The 17,987-nt window shown below is 67.4% G+C and carries 18 protein-coding genes; 8 read left to right on the forward strand and 10 right to left on the reverse strand.

The window, feature by feature from the left end:
• Positions 1-29: 29 nt before the first annotated feature.
• From ORI60_RS08770 to ORI60_RS08785, 4 genes are all read right to left on the reverse strand, one after another.
• Entirely contained in the window at positions 30-569 is a 540-nt protein-coding gene (locus tag ORI60_RS08770; protein WP_266036177.1) for a DUF3455 domain-containing protein, read from the reverse strand.
• Positions 570-690: 121 nt separating this feature from the next.
• On the reverse strand, positions 691-2,790 hold the full coding sequence (locus ORI60_RS08775) for a PhoX family protein (protein ID WP_266036179.1): 2,100 nt from the start codon (positions 2,788-2,790) through the stop codon (positions 691-693).
• Between the two features lie 129 nt (positions 2,791-2,919).
• Positions 2,920-4,938: a PhoX family protein gene (locus tag ORI60_RS08780; RefSeq protein ID WP_266036181.1), complete on the reverse strand. Its 2,019-nt coding sequence runs from the start codon at positions 4,936-4,938 to the stop codon at positions 2,920-2,922.
• Between the two features lie 64 nt (positions 4,939-5,002).
• Entirely contained in the window at positions 5,003-6,169 is a 1,167-nt protein-coding gene (locus ORI60_RS08785) for an MFS transporter (protein WP_266036183.1), read from the reverse strand.
• A 67-nt stretch (positions 6,170-6,236) separates the two neighbouring features.
• Between ORI60_RS08785 and ORI60_RS08790 the strand changes: the two genes are divergently transcribed.
• Positions 6,237-6,866, forward strand: a complete 630-nt coding sequence (locus ORI60_RS08790) for an HAD family hydrolase (RefSeq protein WP_266036184.1) — start codon at positions 6,237-6,239, stop codon at positions 6,864-6,866.
• On the opposite strand, the gene ORI60_RS08795 is transcribed toward ORI60_RS08790, so the two are convergent.
• Positions 6,815-7,396 carry a hypothetical protein gene (locus tag ORI60_RS08795; protein WP_266036186.1) on the reverse strand — a complete coding sequence of 194 codons (582 nt, stop codon included), beginning with the start codon at positions 7,394-7,396 and terminating at the stop codon, positions 6,815-6,817. The genes ORI60_RS08790 and ORI60_RS08795 overlap by 52 nt on opposite strands.
• Before the next feature lie 101 nt (positions 7,397-7,497).
• Here ORI60_RS08795 and ORI60_RS08800 point away from each other — a divergent pair, with 101 nt between their 5' ends.
• The 3 genes from ORI60_RS08800 to ORI60_RS08810 are packed head-to-tail and all read left to right on the forward strand — an operon-like array spanning position 7,498 to position 9,834.
• Positions 7,498-8,391: a DNA-processing protein DprA gene (locus ORI60_RS08800; protein WP_266036188.1), complete on the forward strand. Its 894-nt coding sequence runs from the start codon at positions 7,498-7,500 to the stop codon at positions 8,389-8,391.
• Between the two features lies 1 nt (position 8,392).
• The gene (locus ORI60_RS08805) at positions 8,393-9,082 is read left to right on the forward strand and encodes a ComF family protein (protein WP_266036189.1); all 690 of its coding nucleotides are present in this window, start codon (positions 8,393-8,395) and stop codon (positions 9,080-9,082) included.
• 17 nt (positions 9,083-9,099) lie between these two features.
• Positions 9,100-9,834, forward strand: a complete 735-nt coding sequence (locus ORI60_RS08810) for an SDR family NAD(P)-dependent oxidoreductase (RefSeq protein ID WP_266036190.1) — start codon at positions 9,100-9,102, stop codon at positions 9,832-9,834.
• Positions 9,835-9,873: 39 nt separating this feature from the next.
• On the opposite strand, the gene ORI60_RS08815 is transcribed toward ORI60_RS08810, so the two are convergent.
• Together ORI60_RS08815 and ORI60_RS08820 are read right to left on the reverse strand one after the other, a co-directional pair.
• Entirely contained in the window at positions 9,874-10,959 is a 1,086-nt protein-coding gene (locus ORI60_RS08815; RefSeq protein ID WP_266036192.1) for an inositol-3-phosphate synthase, read from the reverse strand.
• Between the two features lie 31 nt (positions 10,960-10,990).
• Entirely contained in the window at positions 10,991-11,527 is a 537-nt protein-coding gene (locus tag ORI60_RS08820; protein ID WP_030480153.1) for a PadR family transcriptional regulator, read from the reverse strand.
• A 164-nt stretch (positions 11,528-11,691) separates the two neighbouring features.
• Between ORI60_RS08820 and ORI60_RS08825 the strand changes: the two genes are divergently transcribed.
• Together ORI60_RS08825 and ORI60_RS08830 are read left to right on the forward strand one after the other, a co-directional pair.
• A complete protein-coding gene (locus ORI60_RS08825; protein WP_030480154.1) occupies positions 11,692-12,090 on the forward strand; it encodes a DUF5318 domain-containing protein in 399 nt (132 codons plus the stop codon).
• Between the two features lie 347 nt (positions 12,091-12,437).
• Entirely contained in the window at positions 12,438-14,951 is a 2,514-nt protein-coding gene (locus ORI60_RS08830) for a transglycosylase domain-containing protein (protein ID WP_266036197.1), read from the forward strand.
• Between the two features lie 102 nt (positions 14,952-15,053).
• Here the strand turns inward: ORI60_RS08830 and ORI60_RS08835 are convergent, their stop codons facing one another.
• The 3 genes from ORI60_RS08835 to ORI60_RS08845 all read right to left on the reverse strand — a co-directional run bounded on the left by ORI60_RS08835 (position 15,054) and on the right by ORI60_RS08845 (position 16,930).
• The gene (locus ORI60_RS08835; RefSeq protein WP_266036199.1) at positions 15,054-15,476 is read right to left on the reverse strand and encodes a hypothetical protein; all 423 of its coding nucleotides are present in this window, start codon (positions 15,474-15,476) and stop codon (positions 15,054-15,056) included.
• Between the two features lie 57 nt (positions 15,477-15,533).
• Entirely contained in the window at positions 15,534-16,424 is an 891-nt protein-coding gene (locus ORI60_RS08840) for a hypothetical protein (RefSeq protein WP_266036201.1), read from the reverse strand.
• Between the two features lie 80 nt (positions 16,425-16,504).
• Positions 16,505-16,930 (reverse strand): peptidase inhibitor family I36 protein, encoded by a 426-nt coding sequence (locus tag ORI60_RS08845; protein ID WP_266036203.1) that lies wholly within the window; start codon positions 16,928-16,930, stop codon positions 16,505-16,507.
• 395 nt (positions 16,931-17,325) lie between these two features.
• Between ORI60_RS08845 and ORI60_RS08850 the strand changes: the two genes are divergently transcribed.
• Positions 17,326-17,718, forward strand: coding sequence for a hypothetical protein (locus tag ORI60_RS08850; RefSeq protein WP_266036205.1), 393 nt, complete (start codon positions 17,326-17,328; stop codon positions 17,716-17,718).
• Entirely contained in the window at positions 17,715-17,909 is a 195-nt protein-coding gene (locus tag ORI60_RS08855) for a hypothetical protein (RefSeq protein ID WP_266036207.1), read from the forward strand. Before ORI60_RS08850 ends, ORI60_RS08855 begins: the two co-directional genes overlap by 4 nt.
• The last annotated feature ends 78 nt before the right edge of the window (positions 17,910-17,987 follow it).

Genomic DNA, 17,987 nt, shown 5'->3' on the forward strand with positions numbered 1-17,987 from the left:
CCTGCTTTCCGGGCCGGTTCAGTACCGTCTCAGTTGGCAGGCGCGTAGAAGGTGTAGAGGGCCTTGTACGGGACGGAGGTCTGCGCGCCGGGCTTGCAGCCGCCGGACGGGGCGACGCCGCCCTCGGTCGCGAGGCGCTGGACGTAGGAGACCTTGCCGAACAGGCCGTCGCCGCGAGCGGTCTTGGTCTTGAGCAGCAGCTCGGGCACGGCGCCCTTGACGTCGTTCTTGGCTCCGTCGACGGGAGCCGCCTCGACCGCGCTGCCGTCCACGGTGGAGATCCAGACGGGGCCGCGGGAGTGGATGATGATCGGCTCGTCGTTCTTGTCGACGAGCGTCGCGGTGGGCTCTAGACCCTTCCACGCGTTGCCCGTGCACGAGTAGGTCTGGACGCCCGTGGCCCGGTATTCGCCGACCAGCTCCTGGCCTGCCGGAACCTGGACGGCTGCCGCGACGGGGACGTTCTCCGCCTGAGCGACGGGAGTGGGCGAAGCGGTGCCGGCGGTGGGGGTACCACACGCAGCAAGACCCAGAAGAGCAGCAGCACCAACGAGAAGACGAGCATTCACGACTCACTCCAAAGTGGACGACCAAAGTGGACTTTCTCTTGGCTGTCCGCGGTGCAGCCACCCATCACACGGACGGGCGGCTGCACCGGTTCACAAGATCAGAGTGAGCCAAGGCACACGATCAGTCGCAGATCTTGCGACGGTCCTTGCGCCACACCACCGCGACGGACGGACGCGGCTGCGAGGTGCCACCGTCCGGCCAGTGCGACAGCGGGTTGTTGGCCGAGGCGCCGTCGATCTCGCCGGGGTGCTGCACGGACACCAGCACGAAGTCCTCGGTGATGACCGGGCCGCAGGTCTCCGCGCCCTGGGGCACCGTGAGGAACTGCTTCACCTGGCCGCGGCGCTTGCCGGAGACGGGCACCGCGAAGAGGCCGTCGTTGGACGCCAGCGCGTTGCCGTCCGTGGAGATCCACAGGTTGCCGTGGGTGTCGAACGCGACGTTGTCCGGGCAGGAGATCGGGCTGACCTGCGACTTGTCGAAGCCGCCGAAGTACGTGCCAGGGTCCTTGGGGTCACCGCAGACCAGCAGCAGCTTCCAGGAGAACGTCAGCGCCGTGTTGTCGCTGCGGCGCTCCTCGATCTCCAGCACGTGGCCGTGCTTGTTGCCGTTGCGCGGGTTGATCTCGGTCGGGCCTTCCTTGCCCGCCTTGCCGCGGTCGGTGTTGTTGGTCAGCGCGGCGTAGATCCGGCGGTTGTGCGTCGAGGGCTCGACGTCCTCCGGGCGGTCCATCTTCGTGGCGCCCATCTTGTCCGCGGCCAGGCGCGTGAAGATGTAGACCTCCTCGGCGGTGAAGCCCGGCACGAACGACTTGTCGTTGTGCGCCAGCGCGATCCACTCGCCCGAGCCGTCGAACTCGCCGTCCTTGGGCAGGGTGCCGTCGCCGACGATCTCGGCGGCCGGGCTGTCACCGGTGAACTTGGCGACGTAGAGCGTGCCCTTGTCCAGCAGCTTCTTGTTGTGCTCGCGGGCGCGCTTCGAGTCGCCCTTCTGCATGCGCTCGTCCGTGACGAACTTGTACATGTAGTCGAAGCGCTCGTCGTCGCCCATGTACGCGACCACACGGCCGTCCTTGGCGACGATGACGTTCGCGCCCTCGTGCTTGAAGCGGCCGAGCGCGGTGTGCTTGACCGGCGTCGACTTCGGGTCCAGCGGGTCGATCTCGACGATCCAGCCGAAGCGGTTGGCCTCGTTGGGCTCCTGGGCCAGGTCGAAGCGCTTGTCGAACTTCTCCCACTGGCGCGTTGTCGCGCCACCGCTCATGCCGTAGCGGGCGAGCTTCGCCTTCGTGGCGGGGTCGGTGACCTGGCTCGCGTTGGCGAAGTACTGGTTGAAGTTCTCCTCGCCGGACAGGATCGTGCCCCACGGCGTGACGCCACCGGCGCAGTTGTTCAGCGTGCCGAGGACCTTCTTGCCGGACGGGTCGGCGGAGGTCTTGAGGTAGCTCGACTCCGCCGCGGGGCCGCGCACCTCGAACGGCGTGGTGGCCGTGATCCGGCGGTTGTACTTCTTCATGTCGTCCTTGCAGACGACGAGTTTGCCGGTGCGGTGCTCGCGGTCGACCATCACGACCGACATGCCGTGCGCGGCCCAGGCGATCTTGGCGTGGCGCTCGGTGACCTTGTCCGCCGCCCAGTCCTTGAACATGAAGGACTCGGACGAGTACTCGTGGTTGCTCACCATGAGCCAGCTGTCCCAGGAGCCCGGCACCGGGACGAGGCCGCAGAAGTCGTTGTTGAAACCGAACTGCTTGGCCTGCGCCTCGGGCGTCTGGTTGTCGAAGTCGAACTTCGGCGCGTCGGGCAGCACCGCGTCACCCCAGCGGATGACGACGTCCTGCTGGAAACCCCTGGGCACGGCGATCTCGTCGAGGGTGTTGGGCTGCACCGGCTCGAAGTTCAGACCGTCGTTGTTGTGGCCGCCGCCGAACTTCAGGTCGGCGTCGAGGTCGGCGTGCGCCGGAGCGGCGGCGGCCGCACCGGAGAACGCGAGCGCACCGGCGCCGGCGGCCGCGACGACCGCACCGGCCTTGAGCATGCCGCGGCGACTCACGACCTCCTTGACGACGTCACCGAAGTACGCGTTCTGCGTCGTGTTGGGCGCCTCGTGGGCACAGGCGTTGCCGCAGCGGAACTCGCAGGTGACGGCCTGACGCCCGAGCGGGTGGTTGGTCGGGAGCAGGGGCAGCAGGCGACGGCCCCGATCGGTGGGTGAGGACACGCAGGCCTCCGAGATCGGTCAGTGTGGGAACTGGCCGAACCTAAGAGCCGAACGAGTTCGCCAGCCGTCCAGGAGGTGAACGGCGGGCGAACTCGTACTACTCCCCAACGATCACAGCACGCAGGGTGATCAACCGATTTCACCCAGCTGACGGCGGCCCTTGCGCCACACCGCGACGACCGACGGGCGCGGCCGCGAGGTGCCCCGGTCCGGCCAGTTCGAGACGGGCTTGTCGGCACTCGCGCCGTCCACCTCGCCGGGGTGCTGGACGCACACCGTGATCACGCGCTCGCCGATCACCGGACCGCACGTCTCACCGCCGCGCGGCACCGTGAGGAACAGCTTGAGGTGGCCGCGTTCCGGGCCTTCCAGGGGCACGCCGTAGAGGCCGTCGTTCAGCCCGTCGAGCTTGCCGTCCGCGTCCGTGGAGATCCACAGGTTGCCGTGCCGGTCGAACGCCACGTTGTCCGGGCTGGAGATCGGGCTGACCTGCGACTTGTCGTAGCCGCCGAAGTAGGTGTTCGGGTCGTCAGGGAAGCCGCAGACCAGGAACAGGCCCCAGTCGAACGTCAGCGCGAGCGCGTCGCCCCTGCGTTCGGTCAGCTCCAGCACCTGGCCGTGCCGGTTGTTGATCCGCGGGTTCGGCTCGGTCGGGCCTTCCTTGCCCGCGGTGACGCCGCGTTCGACGTTGTTGCTGAGCGCGCAGTAGACCGTGCCGGTGCGCGGGTGGCACTCGATGTCCTCGGGTCGGTCCATCTTCGTCGCGCCGACCTTGTCCGCCGCAATGCGCGTGAAGACGTACACCTCCTCGGCGGTCATGCCTGGTACGAACGACTTCTTGCCCGCCGCCAGCGGGATCCACTCGCCGGTGCCGTCGAACTCGCCGTCGCTGGGCAGCTTTCCGGTGCCGTCGATCTCGGAGGCGGGGCTGTCGCCCTTGAAGCGGGCCACGTAGAGCGTGCCGTCGTCGAGCAGCGTCATGTTGTGGCGGCGCGCGGCCTTGCTGTTGCCGCGCTTCATCTTGCCGTTCGAGATGAACTTGTAGATGTACTCGAACCGCTCGTCGTCACCGGAGTACGCGACCACGCGGCCGTCGTCGGCGACGCGGATGTTCGCGGTCTCGTGCTTGAACCGGCCGAGGTGCGTGTGCTTGACCGGCGTGGAGTCGGGGTCGTTCGGGTCGAGTTCGATGACCCAGCCGAACCTGTTGACCTCGTTGGGTTCCTGGGCCAGGTCCCAGCGCTTGTCGAAGCGCTCCCACTTGCGGGTGGTCGCGGTGCCGGTGACGCCGTACCTCGTGAGCCTCGGGTCGTTGCGGCCGGCGGCGTTGCCGAAGTACTGGTTGAAGTTCTCCTCGCCGGACAGGATCGTGCCCCACGGCGTGACGCCGCCCGCGCAGTTGTTCAACGTGCCCAGGACCCTCTTGCCCGTCGGGTCCGCGGAGGTCTTCAGCAGGTCGCTGCCCGCGGCGGGGCCGCGCACCTCGAACGGCGTGTGCACGGTGATGCGACGGTTGTACTTGCTGAACTTCGCCTTGTAGTGGCCGGAGAACAGCGAACGCTTGATCATGAAGACGGACAGGCCGTGCGCGGCCCAGCCGATCTTCACCTGCTCCTCGGTGGGGTTGTTCGGGTCGTAGCCGCGGAACATGAACGTCTCGCTGGTGTACTCGTGGTTCGTGACCATGATCCCGGTCAGTTCCAGCGGGTCCAGCGGCAGGATCGCGGCGAAGTCGCAGTTGAAGCCGAACTGCTTCTCCTGCTTGGCCGCGGTCTGGTTGTCGAAGTCGAACTCGGGGACGCCGGGGAAGAGCGGGTCGCCCCAGCGGATCACGATCCCCTGCTCGTACCCCTCGGGGACGACGACCTCGTCCTTGGTGTTGACCGCGACGGGCTTGAAGTCGAGTCCCCTGGGAGGGCGGCCCTGGGACTGCTGAGGTTCGGCGGCGGCTGTCGCCGGCGTGGCGATGGTGGCGGCGGCAGCGACGACCGCACCCGCCTTGAGCGCGGTGCGGCGGCTGATCAGATCGCCGAAGTAGGGGTTGTCCGAGGTGTTCGGAACCTCGTGGAAGCACGCGTCCCCGCAGCGGTACTCGCACGTCACCGCCGCTCTGCCGACGCGGTGGTTGACGAGTGGCAGAGGGATCATGGTGGTGGCCTCCTACGGTCGGTGCGGGAACCAGCACCGACCGTAGGCCGCCGTTCATGCTTTGTTAACCCACAAGTTGTTCACCCGCGAGGACAGCTTCGGACGGAACGTCCCTTGTGTCCGTCCGGTTGAACGTCAGCAGCACGGCGGCGACGACGCAGAGGACCGCGGCGACGACGAACGGCTGGGCCAGGTGGCTCACGAACGTCGCGGCCAGAGCGCCGCCGAGCCAGCGCAGGAAGTTGTAGCCGGCACTCGCGACCGGCCGCGGCGCGTCGCTGACGCTCATCGCGGCACCGGTGAACAGCGTGTTCAGCAGCCCGCTCACCAGGCCGCTCACGATCACCGCGACCACCAGCAGCGGCTTGCTGGGCACCGCCATCAGCAGCATGAGCACGGCGAAAGCCAGCACGGATCCGATGATCGCGCTCTTCTCGCCGACGCGGTCCGCGAGCCGCGGAGCGAGCAGAACGCTCGAGACGGCGACGCACACACCCCAGCCGAAGAAGATCAGTCCGATCTCGACGGCACCCCACCGCAGGACGAACGGCGACCAGGCGAGAACTGTGAAGAACGCGGCCGTGTAGAGCGCCGCTCCGATCGACGTGCGCAGCAGGACGGGGTTCCGCAGGGCCTTCAGCGGGTCGAGGAGGCTGATCCTCGGACGTTCGAGGTGCGAGTCCTTCGCCAGGAACGTTGCACAAAGGATCAGGGCGGCCGCCATGAGGATCGCGGTGCCGAGGAACGGCCCGCGCCACGAGAAGCTGCCGAGCAGCGCCCCGAGCAACGGCCCGACGCTCAGACCGAGACCGAGCGCGGCCTCGTAGAGCAGGATCGCGGCCTTCTGACCGCCGCTGGCGGCACCGACGATGACGCTGAGCGCCGTGGCGATGAAGAACGCGTTGCCGAGCCCCCACACGGCACGAAGCCCGACGAGCTGGCCGATGCTCCCCGCCGCCGAGCACAGCAGCGTCGCGACGACGATCAGCGCGAGCCCGCCGACGAGCGTGCGCTTGGCCCCGAACCGGGCGGTCGCGGCGCCCGTGAAGAGCATCGCCACGACTTGGACGCCGAGGTAGGAGGAGAACAGGAGGGTGACCTGCGCCGGTGTCGCGTGCAGACCCTCTGCGATGGACAGCAGGATCGGGTCCACGAGCCCGATCCCCATGAATGCGATCACGGCGGCGAACGCCGTGATCCACACCTGCTTGGGTTGAGCCTTGAAATTCACTTCGCCATCCTAACCGATTTTGATTAGCATCGCGAAGTATCACGCGCCACAAGGTACCGTTCACGGCGTGGATGCGGTGATCTTCGACCTCGACGGCGTGCTGATCGACTCCGAGCAGGTGTGGGACGAGGTGCGCCGGTCCTTCGCCGCCGCGCACGGCGGGGTGTGGACCGCCGAGGCGACCCGCGCCATGCAGGGGATGTCGACGCCGGAGTGGGGCGAGTACCTCGTGTCGGCCGTCGGCGTCCAGATGACCGCGGCGGAGGCCTCGGCAGGCGTGATCGCCGAGATGGAGAAGGCGTACGCCGAGCACCTGCCGGTGATCCCAGGCGCTGTGGACGCGGTGCGCGCCGTGGCGTCGCGCTTCCCGGTCGCGATCGCGTCCTCGGCACCCGCCGTGCTGATCCAGGTGTTCCTCGAGGTCACCGGGCTACCGGTGCCCGTCGCGGTGTCCTCGGAATCGTGCGCCGCCGGAAAACCGTCGCCGGACGTCTACCTCGCGGCCGCCGCACAGCTCGGGGTCCCGGCCTCGTCCTGCTACGCCGTCGAGGACTCGACGAACGGGCTCAAGGCGGCGCTGGCGGCGGGCATGACCGTGCTCGCCGTGCCGAACCCGCACTTCCCGCCCGCGGCCGAGGTCCTGGCTCAGGTGCGGGTGCTGTCCTCGATCGCCGACCTGCCGGACGCGCTGGCGTAACTGGTCGCGGCCATGCCGATCGCGATGCAGGCGCAGGCGAGCACGCCCTTCGGCCAGTAGATGTGGCTGCTGAGGAACAGGTAGCTGCCCAGCATCAAGAACACGGCGCCGGGAATCGCCTTGAGGCGGTGCTCGACCAGCGTGCACACCACGACCGCGGCGCTGGCGGCGAAGAAGCACCACGCGCCAACGGTCCCGAGCTGGTTGCCGATCTTGAACAACGGCTCGTCGGCGCTGGTGCGGCCGCCGTTCGCCAGCGTCATCGCACCGCCACCGATCCCCGCCAGCGCGTCCAGGGCGCCGTAGAAGACGACGTAGCCGAAGGTCGCGGCGCGCGCCGGGTAGCGGACGTACTTCGGGGTGGCGTCGAGCAGGACCCACTGCGCGGCGCCGAGCAGCGGGAAGATCACCGCCAGGACGATGTGCATGTTCTGCCACCACAGCGCGGTCGACCCGTCCAGGTGGTGGGGGTGGGTCAGGCCGATGCCGGCGAGGACCAGGCCGGGGAGGGCGACGAGGAGTGTGCGCACCGGCCGAAGCTAGCGGTGATCACCTGCTCTCCCGGCTAGACTCGCCCACTTTCAGGCGATTCGACCGAGCATGTCGAACCTGTGTTCGATAGGATGTGACAGTGGTGAACCGGCGTGAACAGGCGGCGTTCCTGCTCGCTCTTCGCGACAGCGAGCGCAGCTGGGCCGACGTCACGAGCGCCGTGGAGGACGCGGGTTCCGCCCTGTCCGTGCTGGAGTCGCTGATCGTTCCCGAGCAGCCGACGCTGGACCACATCGCTCCCGACCTGGCCGGCCGTCTGGACCTGGTGCAGAAGGAGATCGACTCCTGGGCGGACGAGGGCATTCACCTCGTCACGGTGCTCGACGAGGAGTACCCGGTCCAGCTGCTCATGGTGCACCAGCGCCCGCCTTTCCTGACCTGCAAGGGTTTCCTCGACCCCGCCGACCAGTTCGGCGTCGCCGTCGTCGGCAGCAGGCACGCGAGCGCACGAGGGCTGCACATCACGCGCGAGATCGCGACAACGCTGACCAAGCACGACATCACCGTCTTCAGCGGCTTGGCTGCGGGCGTCGACACGGCCGCGCACCGTGCTGTCGTGGACGCCGGAGGTCGAACGGTCTCCGTGGTCGGCACAGGCCTGCGTCGCTGCTACCCGGCGGAGAACGCGGATCTCCAGCAGGAGATCGCCCGGACCGGCGCGGTGCTGTCCCAGTTCTGGCCCGACGCGGGTCCCGCCAAGCACCACTTCCCGATGCGCAACGCCGTCATGAGCGGCTGCAGCGTCGCGACCGTCGTCGTGGAAGCGGGCGAACACAGCGGCACCCGCATCCAGGCGCGGCTGGCGCTGGAGCACGGCCGGCACGTCTTCCTGTTGCCCGAGGTCGTGTCCGGCACGACATGGGGCCGCGAGATGGCCGAGCGACCGAACACGACCGTCCTGGAAGGTCCCGACCACCTGCTGCGCGTGCTGGACGAACTGCGCGCCGGAGTCCCGGACCTGATCGACCTCTGACGTGAGCCCGCTCAGCCGCATCTCCGAGAGCTACCTCAACATCCTCGTTCCCCCACCAGCACGTGGGCCGGACGTGTGCGACGTCTGCCGCAGGACCACCGGGGGATTTCGCCGGTGCTGGCAGTGCAACCAGCACTTCCAGTCCCACGGCGCCGAACTGGCCGACGAAGTCCTGCCGATCTCGATGGCGGTGGAAGGCGGTCAGCTGGTCCACGTGCTGGGCAACTACAAGAACAGCAAGGTCCCAGGCGTGCGGAAGCAGTTCACGAACGAACTGGCCGGCGTTCTCGCGACCTTCCTGGCCAAACACCGGCACTGCCCCGGCGAGTTCGACCTCGTGACGGTCGTACCGAGCACGAGGCAACGGGCAGACGGCCATCCGCTCGTCGACATCCTCGGGCGACGCCTCAGCACCACCCGCCCCCACTTCGCCGAAGTGCTCAGCACTTCTGGCGGCAACAACCGGCTGCTGCGGCCGGACGAGTACGTCGTCCACTCAGCAGTCGAAGGCAGGCGGATCCTGTTGATCGACGACCAGTGGACCTCCGGAGCCAGCCTCCAGTCATCAGCCGTCGCCCTCAAACGCGGAGGAGCGGCACGAGTCGCCGGACTCGTGATCGGCCGGCGAGTCGATGCAGGATCGCCCGGCACGTTCGACTGGGACGTCTGCGTTGTCTGTCAGCACAGCTGATGCCTAGCGTGACGCCCATGACGCAACGAGTTGCTGTGGTCACGGGCACTGCGCAGGGCATGGGACTGCGGATCGCGGACGTGCTGCGCGAGGACGGATATGCCGTCGTCGGCTTCGACCTGCGGGAGAGCAAGGACGGCATCGTCGGCAACGTCGCCAGCGCCGCGGACGTCCAGCGCCTGGCGGACCACGTCACGAGCACCCACGGCCGGGTGGACGTGCTGGTCAACAACGCCGGGATCGCCGGCATCGTGCCGTTCGAGGACACGACGCTGGAGCAGTGGGAACGGATCATGGCGGTCAACCTGACCGGGCCGTTCCTGCTCACGCAGGCGCTGGGCAGGATCATGCTGGAGCAGGGCAGCGGCAGCGTCGTCAACATCGCGTCCGTCGCCGGGCTGCAGGGGGTGGCGGACCGGGCCGCCTACAACACGACGAAGCACGGGCTGATCGGGTTGACCCGCACGCTCGCCGTCGAGTGGGGCGGGCGGGGGATCAGGGTCAACGCCGTGTGCCCCGGCTGGGTCAAGACCGAGATGGACGTCGAGTCGCAGGCCGGCGGGTACTACGTCGACGAGGACATCACGGACCACGTGCCGGCGGGCAGGTTCGCGGCGCCGGACGACATCGCGCAGGCCGTGCGGTTCCTGGCGAGCGACAACGCGCGGTACGTCAACGGTGTCGCGCTGCCGGTCGACGGCGGGTGGACCGCGGACGGCAGCTGGCAGAAGCTGCGGCTCTCCAAGCGCTGAGGCAAAGGGCCGCCCTCACGACGAGGGCGGCCCTTCGGGTCAGACCTCGCCGCGGATGAACTTCTCGACGGCTTCGTGCGCCTCGGAGTCCGAGTACTGCACGGGCGGGGACTTCATGAAGTACGACGACGCCGAGAGGATCGGGCCGCCGATGCCCCGGTCGAGGGCGATCTTCGCCGCGCGCACCGCGTCGATGATGATGCCCGCGGAGTTCGGGGAGTCCCAGACCTCCAGCTTGTACTCGAGGTTCAGCGGCACGTCGCCGAACGCGCGGCCTTCCAGGCGCACGTAGGCCCACTTGCGGTCGTCGAGCCACGCCACGTAGTCCGACGGTCCGATGTGGACGTTGCGCTTGCCCATCTCGCGGTCCACCTGGGACGTGACGGCCTGGGTCTTGGAGACCTTCTTGGACTCCAGTCGCTCCAGTTCCTTCATGTTCAGGAAGTCCATGTTGCCGCCCACGTTCAGCTGCATGGTGCGGTCGAGCTGGACGCCGCGGTCCTCGAACAGCTTCGCCAGCACGCGGTGCGTGATGGTGGCGCCGACCTGGGACTTGATGTCGTCACCGACGATCGGGACGCCGGCCGCGCGGAACTTCTCCGCCCACTCCGGGTCCGACGCGATGAAGACGGGCAGGGCGTTGACGAACGCCACACCGGCGTCGATGGCGCACTGGGCGTAGAAGCGGTCCGCGTCCTCGGAACCCACGGGCAGGTACGAGACCAGCACGTCGACCTCGGCCTCGCGCAACGCCGCGACGACGTCGACAGGCTCGGCGTCCGACTCCTCGATCGTCTCCCGGTAGAACTTCCCGAGGCCGTCGTAGGTGTGGCCGCGCTGCACGACGACGCCCAGCGGCGGCACGTCCGCGATCTTGATGGTGTTGTTCTCGCTGGCCCCGATGGCCTCGGCGAGGTCGACACCGACCTTCTTCGCGTCCACGTCGAACGCGGCGACGAACTCGACATCGCGCACGTGGTAGTCACCGAACTGCACGTGCATGAGACCGGGCACGCGGGTGCTCGGGTCGGCGTCACGGTAGTAGTGGACGCCCTGCACCAGCGACGCCGCGCAGTTGCCAACCCCGACGATGGCCACTCGAACGGTGCGGCGGTTTTCGCCCATTGCCGAGTCCTCCTTGATCAACAGTGAAGTGCTACTCGTCCTGCTCGGACTTCTCGTGCGCGATGAGCTCGTTGAGCCACCGCACCTCACGCTCCGTGCTTTCCAGGCCTTGGCTGTGCAGCTCGCGGGTGTAGCGGTCGATCTGCTCACCCGTGCGCGTGAGCCGCTCGCGGAGCCCTTCCCTGCGTTCTTCGACACACCGCCGGCGGCCCTCCAGGATGCGCATCCTGACGTCGGCCGGCGTGCGCGAGAAGAACGCCAGGTGGACTCCGAACGAGTCGTCGTCCCAGGTCTGCGGACCCGCGTTGGCCAGGAGATCGGCGAACCGCTCCTTGCCCTCCGGCGTCAGCTTGTAGACCTTGCGAGCCCGACGTCCCCAAGAAAGAGCCGATTCCTCCGGCCCCTCCTCCACGATCAGGCCCGCACGTTGGAGTCGCCGCAATGTTGGGTACAGCGATCCGTACGAGAACGCGCGAAACGCTCCGAGCAGGTCATGCAAGCGCTTGCGCAGCTCGTAGCCGTGCATGGGCGCCTCGTGCAGCAGGCCGAGCAGCGCGAACTCGAACACGAGTCACCTCCTCGCACCTGCACCGATAGGTGAGGTGATTATATCGGCTCGATACATCGATGGCTCCTCGCAACTGTGGGATGTGGCACACCGTGATACCGCGCCGGGCCGTGCTGCCCTGAACGGCCCATCATCCAAAAGCGCCCGGCACGTACTCTGGTCACGTGTTGACCCAACGGCAGGTGGTGGACTACTCGCTGCAGCGGCGTGCGCTGCTGGCGGAGGTCTATGCCGGTCGCACGGGCACCATGGAGGTCTGCGACGCGAACCCGTACCTGCTGCGAGCTGCGAAGTTCCACGGGACGGCGACCGACGTGCCTTGCCCCGTGTGCCGCAAGGAACCGCTCACGCACGTGTCGTGGGTCTACGGTGACGAGCTCAAGCACGCGGCCGGCTCGGCGCGGACACCTGAAGAACTGGTGAAGATGGCGAACCTCTTCGACGAGTTCTCCGTGTACCTAGTTGAAGTTTGTCGCACGTGCAGTTGGAACCACCTGGTGCAGTCATACGTCCTGGGGAAGCGTGGGCTGGAAAAGCCACGCAGGAGGACTGCGGCGGAATGACCCACAGGTGACACTGCTCCGAATGAAGTACGACCACCGAACCGTGTGCTCATGCACGCCGGTCTGGGAGGCCTTTTCACGTGAACGACCAGCATGATGACCGACAGCGCGGAGGCGAGCCGCAATGGCCGACCGGGGACGACCCGGACGGCGGCGGCACGAGGCGCGATGTCCCGAATCAGCCGCGACCGGGTACCCCACCCGGTGGTTTCGCGCGCCCTCCCCAGGGTGGCACGCCACCTGGTGGTTTCCCACAGCAGCAGCCCCCACGCCGCCCGAACGGACCAGGCGGTCCCCAGGGCGGCCCTGGTGGACCCCAAGGTGTGCCGGGGCGTCCGCCTGGCCCCATGAGCGGCCCCGGCGGCCCTCAGGGCGGTCCCGGTGGCCCGGGCAACCGTCCGCCGACGCCTCCCGGCGGCATGCCCATCGCCCCGCCTCCCGGTGCCCGTCGCCCCGGTGGACCGGCGGGTCCCGGTGGCCCGCAGGGCGGTCCTGGCGGCCCCGGCCGTCCCGCCATGCCCCCGCGCAACCCCGGTGAAGAGCGCACCACGCAGATGCCGCCGGTCAACCGGCCGACGCAGCGCGAGCCCGAGCTCATCACCCACCGCGAGCCTGACGACGAGTTCCTCATGGCCGGTGTCGGTGACGATGACGACGACTACGAGTACGACGACGAGCCGGAGCTCACCGAAGAGGAGGAGCGTCGTCTGCGCAAGAAGAAGATCTGGAAGCGCGTGCGGATCGCCGCCTTCGTCTCGATCGGCCTGATGATCCTGGGCCCGGTGATCGCCATCGCGGTCGCTTACCCGCTCGTCGACTGGCCCCGGCCGAACGACATCGCGGCCGGCCAGGACAAGACGATCACGCTGCTCTACTCCGACAACACCGAGATGGGCAAGATCACCTCGCCCGGTGAGAACCGCACGCTGCTGACGTACGAGGAGCTTCCGGAGTCCGTCAAGCAGGCCGTCATGGCCGCGGAGGACGCGGACTTCTTCGAGAACCCCGGCTTCGACGTCAAGGCCATCGCCCGCGCGGTCTGGATCCAGGCGACCGGCGGCAGCTCCGGTGGTTCCGGTCTGACGCAGCAGTACATCAAGAAGGCGACCGGCCAGGAAGACGCGACGCTGACCCGCAAGTTCACCGAGCTCGTCAAAGCCTTCAAGATGAGCAACGAGTCGGACCACCCGACGATCCTCACCGCGTACATGAACACGGTGTACTTCGGTCGTGGCGCGAACGGCATGAAGGCCGCGGCGCAGGTCTACTACAACAAGCCGATGAAGGACCTCACTCCTTCCGAGGCCGCGCTCATCGCCGGCATGATCCAGACCCCCTCGTGGTCGGAGGACGAGGAGTACTCGAAGAAGCGCTGGGAGTTCGTGATGAAGCAGATGCTTCAGAAGAACTGGATCAGCCAGGCCGACTACGACGCCCGCCAGTACCCGAAGCCGCTGCCGTTCGAGCAGACGCAGCCCGCGAGCCTCGAGGGCCCGCTCGCCCGCGTGAGCCAGCAGGTCCAGAACGAGATCGACAGCGAGCTCGTCGGCCTCACGATGGAGAAGGCGCAGAAGGTCGGCGTCACCGTCACCACGACGATCGACCCGAAGATGCAGCAGGCCGCGCTCGACGCCGTGAACTCGGTGATGGCGGGCCAGGACCCGGAGCTGCGCACCTCGCTCAGCGCGATCGAGCCGCAGTCCGGCGCCGTCAGGGCCTACTACCCGGGCAAGGACGGCCTCAAGGGCATCGACTACGCCAAGGGCACGATCCAGGAGGCCGGCTCGTCGTTCAAGCCGTTCGACCTGGTGGCCGCCCTGAAGATGGGCAAGGGCATCGGCGACACCTACGACGCCACGCCGCGCACGATCGCCGGTATCCCGGTCCGCAACGCGAGCAACACCCAGTGCGGCAAGGAATGCACGATCAAGCAGGCCATGAAGGAATCCCTCAACACCGTGTTCTACGACATGGTGGCGGGTCCGCAGGGCACTGGCACAAGGGCCGTGGCGGACGCGGCACACGCGGCCGGCATCCCGAAGGTCGTCCGCGTCGGTGGCCAGGAGAAGCAGACCCTGATCGGAGAGGGCGGCAACGCCCCCACGGCCGGTATCGCCATCGGCGCTGACAGCGCCCAGGTGCGACCGTTCGACATGGCCTCGGCGTACGCGACCTTCGCGGCTCGCGGCGTGTACCGCGCTCCGTTCTTCGTCTCGAAGATCGTGGGCCCGACGGGCGACGTCCTCTACCAGCACGTCGACCAGCCGGTGCCGGCGTTCGACCCGGTCGAGACGAAGAGCCGGGACATCGCGGACAACGTCACCGAGACGCTGAAGGAGATCCCGGCCTTCTCGAAGATCGGGTGCGCGGGCAACCGCGAGTGCGCCGGCAAGACCGGTACCCACGAGCTCGCCGACAGCCTGAACGAGAACTCGAAGGCCTGGATGGTCGGCTACACGCCGCAGCTGTCCGCCTCCGTGTGGGTCGGCAAGGACCAGGGCAACGTGGCCATCAGGAACAAGGAGGGCAAGGCCATCTTCGGCTCCGGCCTTCCTGGCCAGATGTGGAAGAAGTTCATGGACGCGGCACTCGCGGGCGTGCAGAAGGAGGCGTTCCCGAAGCCGGTCCCGCTGGGCAACTTCAACCCGCCGCGCAAGTCCGAACCGCCGTCGGCTCCGCCCAGCAGCAACAACCCGTCGACCAACAACCCGCCGCCGGTGAGCTCGGAACCGACCAAGCCGTCGCAGACGAAGCCGCCGAACCCCGGCTGCATCCCGGGCATCAACTGCCCGGATCCGTCCGACGATCCCGATCCGTCCACCAGCGGCCGGCCCCGAGCCGGTAGTCCAGGAGACGGCTGACACGAGAGAGGGCCCGGTGCACGTCGCCCCGGGCCCGCGGTCGGTGTCACGCCCGGGGGCAGCGCGGCACACTCTCTCGTTGTCACGCACGCGGTCAGCGCGTCACACCCAGCGATGCGAGGACGCCTGGTCGTTGCACGGCAGAGCGCCGCACCAGTGGTCCACGTTCGAGTAATAGGTGCCCTGCGGCACGAACCAGATCATCTCGACGTAGTTCGGGTGCCGGAACGACTGGATGTCATCGGGCGCGCCCGCATAACCGTTGTTGAAAACAGAGGTGGCGCGGTTGTCGAGGTAGTGCCCGACCACGCCGTCCCAGCAGGCGTTGTCGGCGTAGTCGGAGTCGTTGCCAGTGAATCCCGCGATGCACATCCGCCAGTTGGCATCCCCCATGAGGCAGTAGTAGCCGCCACCGCACTGGTCCCTCATGTCGCCGAACCCGGCCGACGCGGGCTGCGCCATGCCGACCAGCACCAGCGGAAGAGCCAGGCTGAACGCCGCGAACATGCGCATCAACTTCTTCATCCACTTCCCCCACATCATGTTCGACCACGTCGACTCGTCGCTCAGCGACGAGCGACCTCAGTTCTTGCCCGACAGGATTTCCTTCGCCTTGCGCACCTGTTCGTCGACACGGGTCTGGTGCTTCGTCAGCAGTTCGGCGTTGTCCACGATCAGCCGGTGCTGGTACGCGGTGCGCACCGCCACCCAGATCGCGTTGACGTCGTGCTTCTTGCGGCAGGCGACATCGGCGCGTGCCGTGGCGATTTCCTCTGGCGAGGCGTCGTCACCACCGAACTTCTTCTCGCTGTTGGGGCCCCACGGGTCGGCGTAGTCGTAGCCGGCCTGCTTCATGCAGGCGCTCCACTTGCCCCAAGCGTCCTTCAGCCTGCTGTCCGCCTCGGCGAACGTGGTGGAGTCGCGTGACAGGCCGATCACGAAGTTCTCGTCGCCGGCCTTCTCCTGGCTCTTGACCGAAATCCCGAGCACCCGTTGGGACTCGCCCATGCAGCCACCGCTGGGGACGCCTTCTTTCTTCGCGCCCTTCCCGTCCAGCACGGCGACCATGTCCTGCGGCCAGGGCTTCTGCTGCTTCCTGAGTTCCTCGGCCTTGCGGACGGACGCGAGCGTCTCCGGATCGGAGTAGCCGTGCTTCGAGACCTCCGCGTCGTCGACCACCCCGATGACGCGACTCCGCACGTGTTCTGGCTCGCGCTCCGGCAGTTCCATCTCGAAACCGAAGCGGCGCAAGCACTTCTGCACCAGCAGGTCCTGGCTCTTCCGGACGGCGGCACGGCTCTCCGGTGAGATCAGGTAGCCGTCGAGCGGGAATGTGACGTCCGCGTCGACGTTGATGACCGGAAGCGCTCCCAGAGGAGGTTCCGGGCGCGGTTGTTCGAGCTGCGCGGAGCACGCTGCGATCGCGAACAGGCCTGTCCCGATCACCAGCGCCTTGAGGTGGTTGCTGGCCATGTCTTCCCCCAGAAGAGCCAGACCGAAGTGGACGGTGTCCGTCCACTTCGGCCTGGGTCGGCGTTCATGTCGTCAGCGCGTCACACCCAGCGGTGCGAGGACGCCTGGTCGTTGCACGGCAGAGCGCCGCACCAGTGGTCCACGTACGCGTAGTAGGTGCCCTGCGGCACGAACCAGATCATCTCGACGTAGTTCGGGTGCCGGAACGACTGGATGTCATCGGGCGCACCCGCATAACCGTTGTTGAAGACGGAGCTGGCGTTGTTGTCGAGGTAGTAGCCGATCGCACCACCCTGCCAGCAGTTGTCGTCCGCGTAGTTGGCATCGTTGCCCGCGAACGCGGCGATGCACAGACGGAACTCGGCGTCGTTGAAGAGGCAGTAGTTGCCCTGACCGCAGTAGTCCCTCCTGTCACCAAATGCGGCCGACGCAGGCTGCGCCATGCCGACCAGCACCAACGGAAGAGCCAGGCTGAACGCCGCGAACAAGCGAATCAACTTCTTCATCCACTTCCCCCAGATCTCATCGTCAAAAACGCGCGATGGGCAGCACGAAAAAGCCGATCGCTGAAGATCGACTTCTTGGTGAGGGATCAAAGTTGATCAGGTGTGCGTGAACGACACGCTCATGTACGCCCCCCAGCGCAGGATGGTCCCCCCAGGTGAGGACCGCGTCTCGCACCATACGGAGACCACACGCTCTTGTCCAGAGGTGCCTGACCACGCCACCAACGGCCGTCTTGACGCCACAGCGGGCGAACTGTTAGACCCATTCTCGGACACGACCCGCTGGGGAGGTCGTGCGCATTTATGGGGGCGGGACCGAAAAGTCGGCCAGCGTTACCGGATATCCGGCGCAGACGGCCGGAAACAGTTGAACACGAAAAGTCCTGGGGGACCAAATGCACTTGCCGAAGGCAAGAGCGCAGGGCCGGACCCTGCGCAAAAAACCCAAGGCCACGGCGACCGCGGTGATCACCGAGCCGACGTTCTTTCCGCAGAACAAGCGGATCGAGGTGATCGTCGAGGATCGGCAGAGGTCCACCGACGTCGCGTGGACGACGGGTGACGTCATCGGATTGCACGTGCTCGCGACGCGAGCCAACGACGACTGCACCTGGCGCGCCATCACCTCGCTGGTCGAGCCGGGCTTCGAAACGGACCAGTGGAGCGAAAACGCCTGTGCAACTGCACCGGGCAACGAGCTCGTGGTCACGCACGCACCGCGAGCGCTCACCGACAAGCCGGAGTTCTTCCAGCACGGCCTGGTCGCAGTGACGGCGAACGCGCGGTGATCACCCAGCTCACGACGGAGCCGAAGGGCGAGTCCCGGCTGTTCGAGATCGACGCAGCAGCGGGCCGGCTCATCTCCCTGAACGCCAAGGGCACCGCGCGGACGCTCGTCAGACGTACGTCCGCCTTCAACGGCCAACCTGCTCTGCCGGACAAGACCCGACTACCGCGCGGCCTCGGATTCAGCCGATGAGCTCCGCCACCACACGGAGTGGCGGTTTCTGCTCATCCTCAACGGGACAAAAGGGGAAGTTCATGCCAACACGTCGCC

The organism is Lentzea sp. NEAU-D7 (genome assembly GCF_026242055.1).
In the GTDB taxonomy this organism is placed as follows: Bacteria; Actinomycetota; Actinomycetes; order Mycobacteriales; family Pseudonocardiaceae; genus Lentzea.

What these genes read in the sequence shown, in the direction of transcription:
- ORI60_RS08840 (WP_266036201.1), bottom strand. Translation starts at nt 16,424, where the DNA reads ATGGCCAGCAACCACCTCAAGGCGCTGGTGATCGGGACAGGCCTGTTC.
- ORI60_RS08830 (WP_266036197.1), top strand. Translation starts at nt 12,438, where the DNA reads ATGAGCGGCCCCGGCGGCCCTCAGGGCGGTCCCGGTGGCCCGGGCAAC.
- ORI60_RS08810 (WP_266036190.1), top strand. Translation starts at nt 9,100, where the DNA reads ATGACGCAACGAGTTGCTGTGGTCACGGGCACTGCGCAGGGCATGGGA.
- ORI60_RS08780 (WP_266036181.1), bottom strand. Translation starts at nt 4,938, where the DNA reads ATGATCCCTCTGCCACTCGTCAACCACCGCGTCGGCAGAGCGGCGGTG.
- ORI60_RS08835 (WP_266036199.1), bottom strand. Translation starts at nt 15,476, where the DNA reads ATGAAGAAGTTGATGCGCATGTTCGCGGCGTTCAGCCTGGCTCTTCCG.
- ORI60_RS08815 (WP_266036192.1), bottom strand. Translation starts at nt 10,959, where the DNA reads ATGGGCGAAAACCGCCGCACCGTTCGAGTGGCCATCGTCGGGGTTGGC.
- ORI60_RS08845 (WP_266036203.1), bottom strand. Translation starts at nt 16,930, where the DNA reads ATGAAGAAGTTGATTCGCTTGTTCGCGGCGTTCAGCCTGGCTCTTCCG.
- ORI60_RS08850 (WP_266036205.1), top strand. Translation starts at nt 17,326, where the DNA reads ATGCACTTGCCGAAGGCAAGAGCGCAGGGCCGGACCCTGCGCAAAAAA.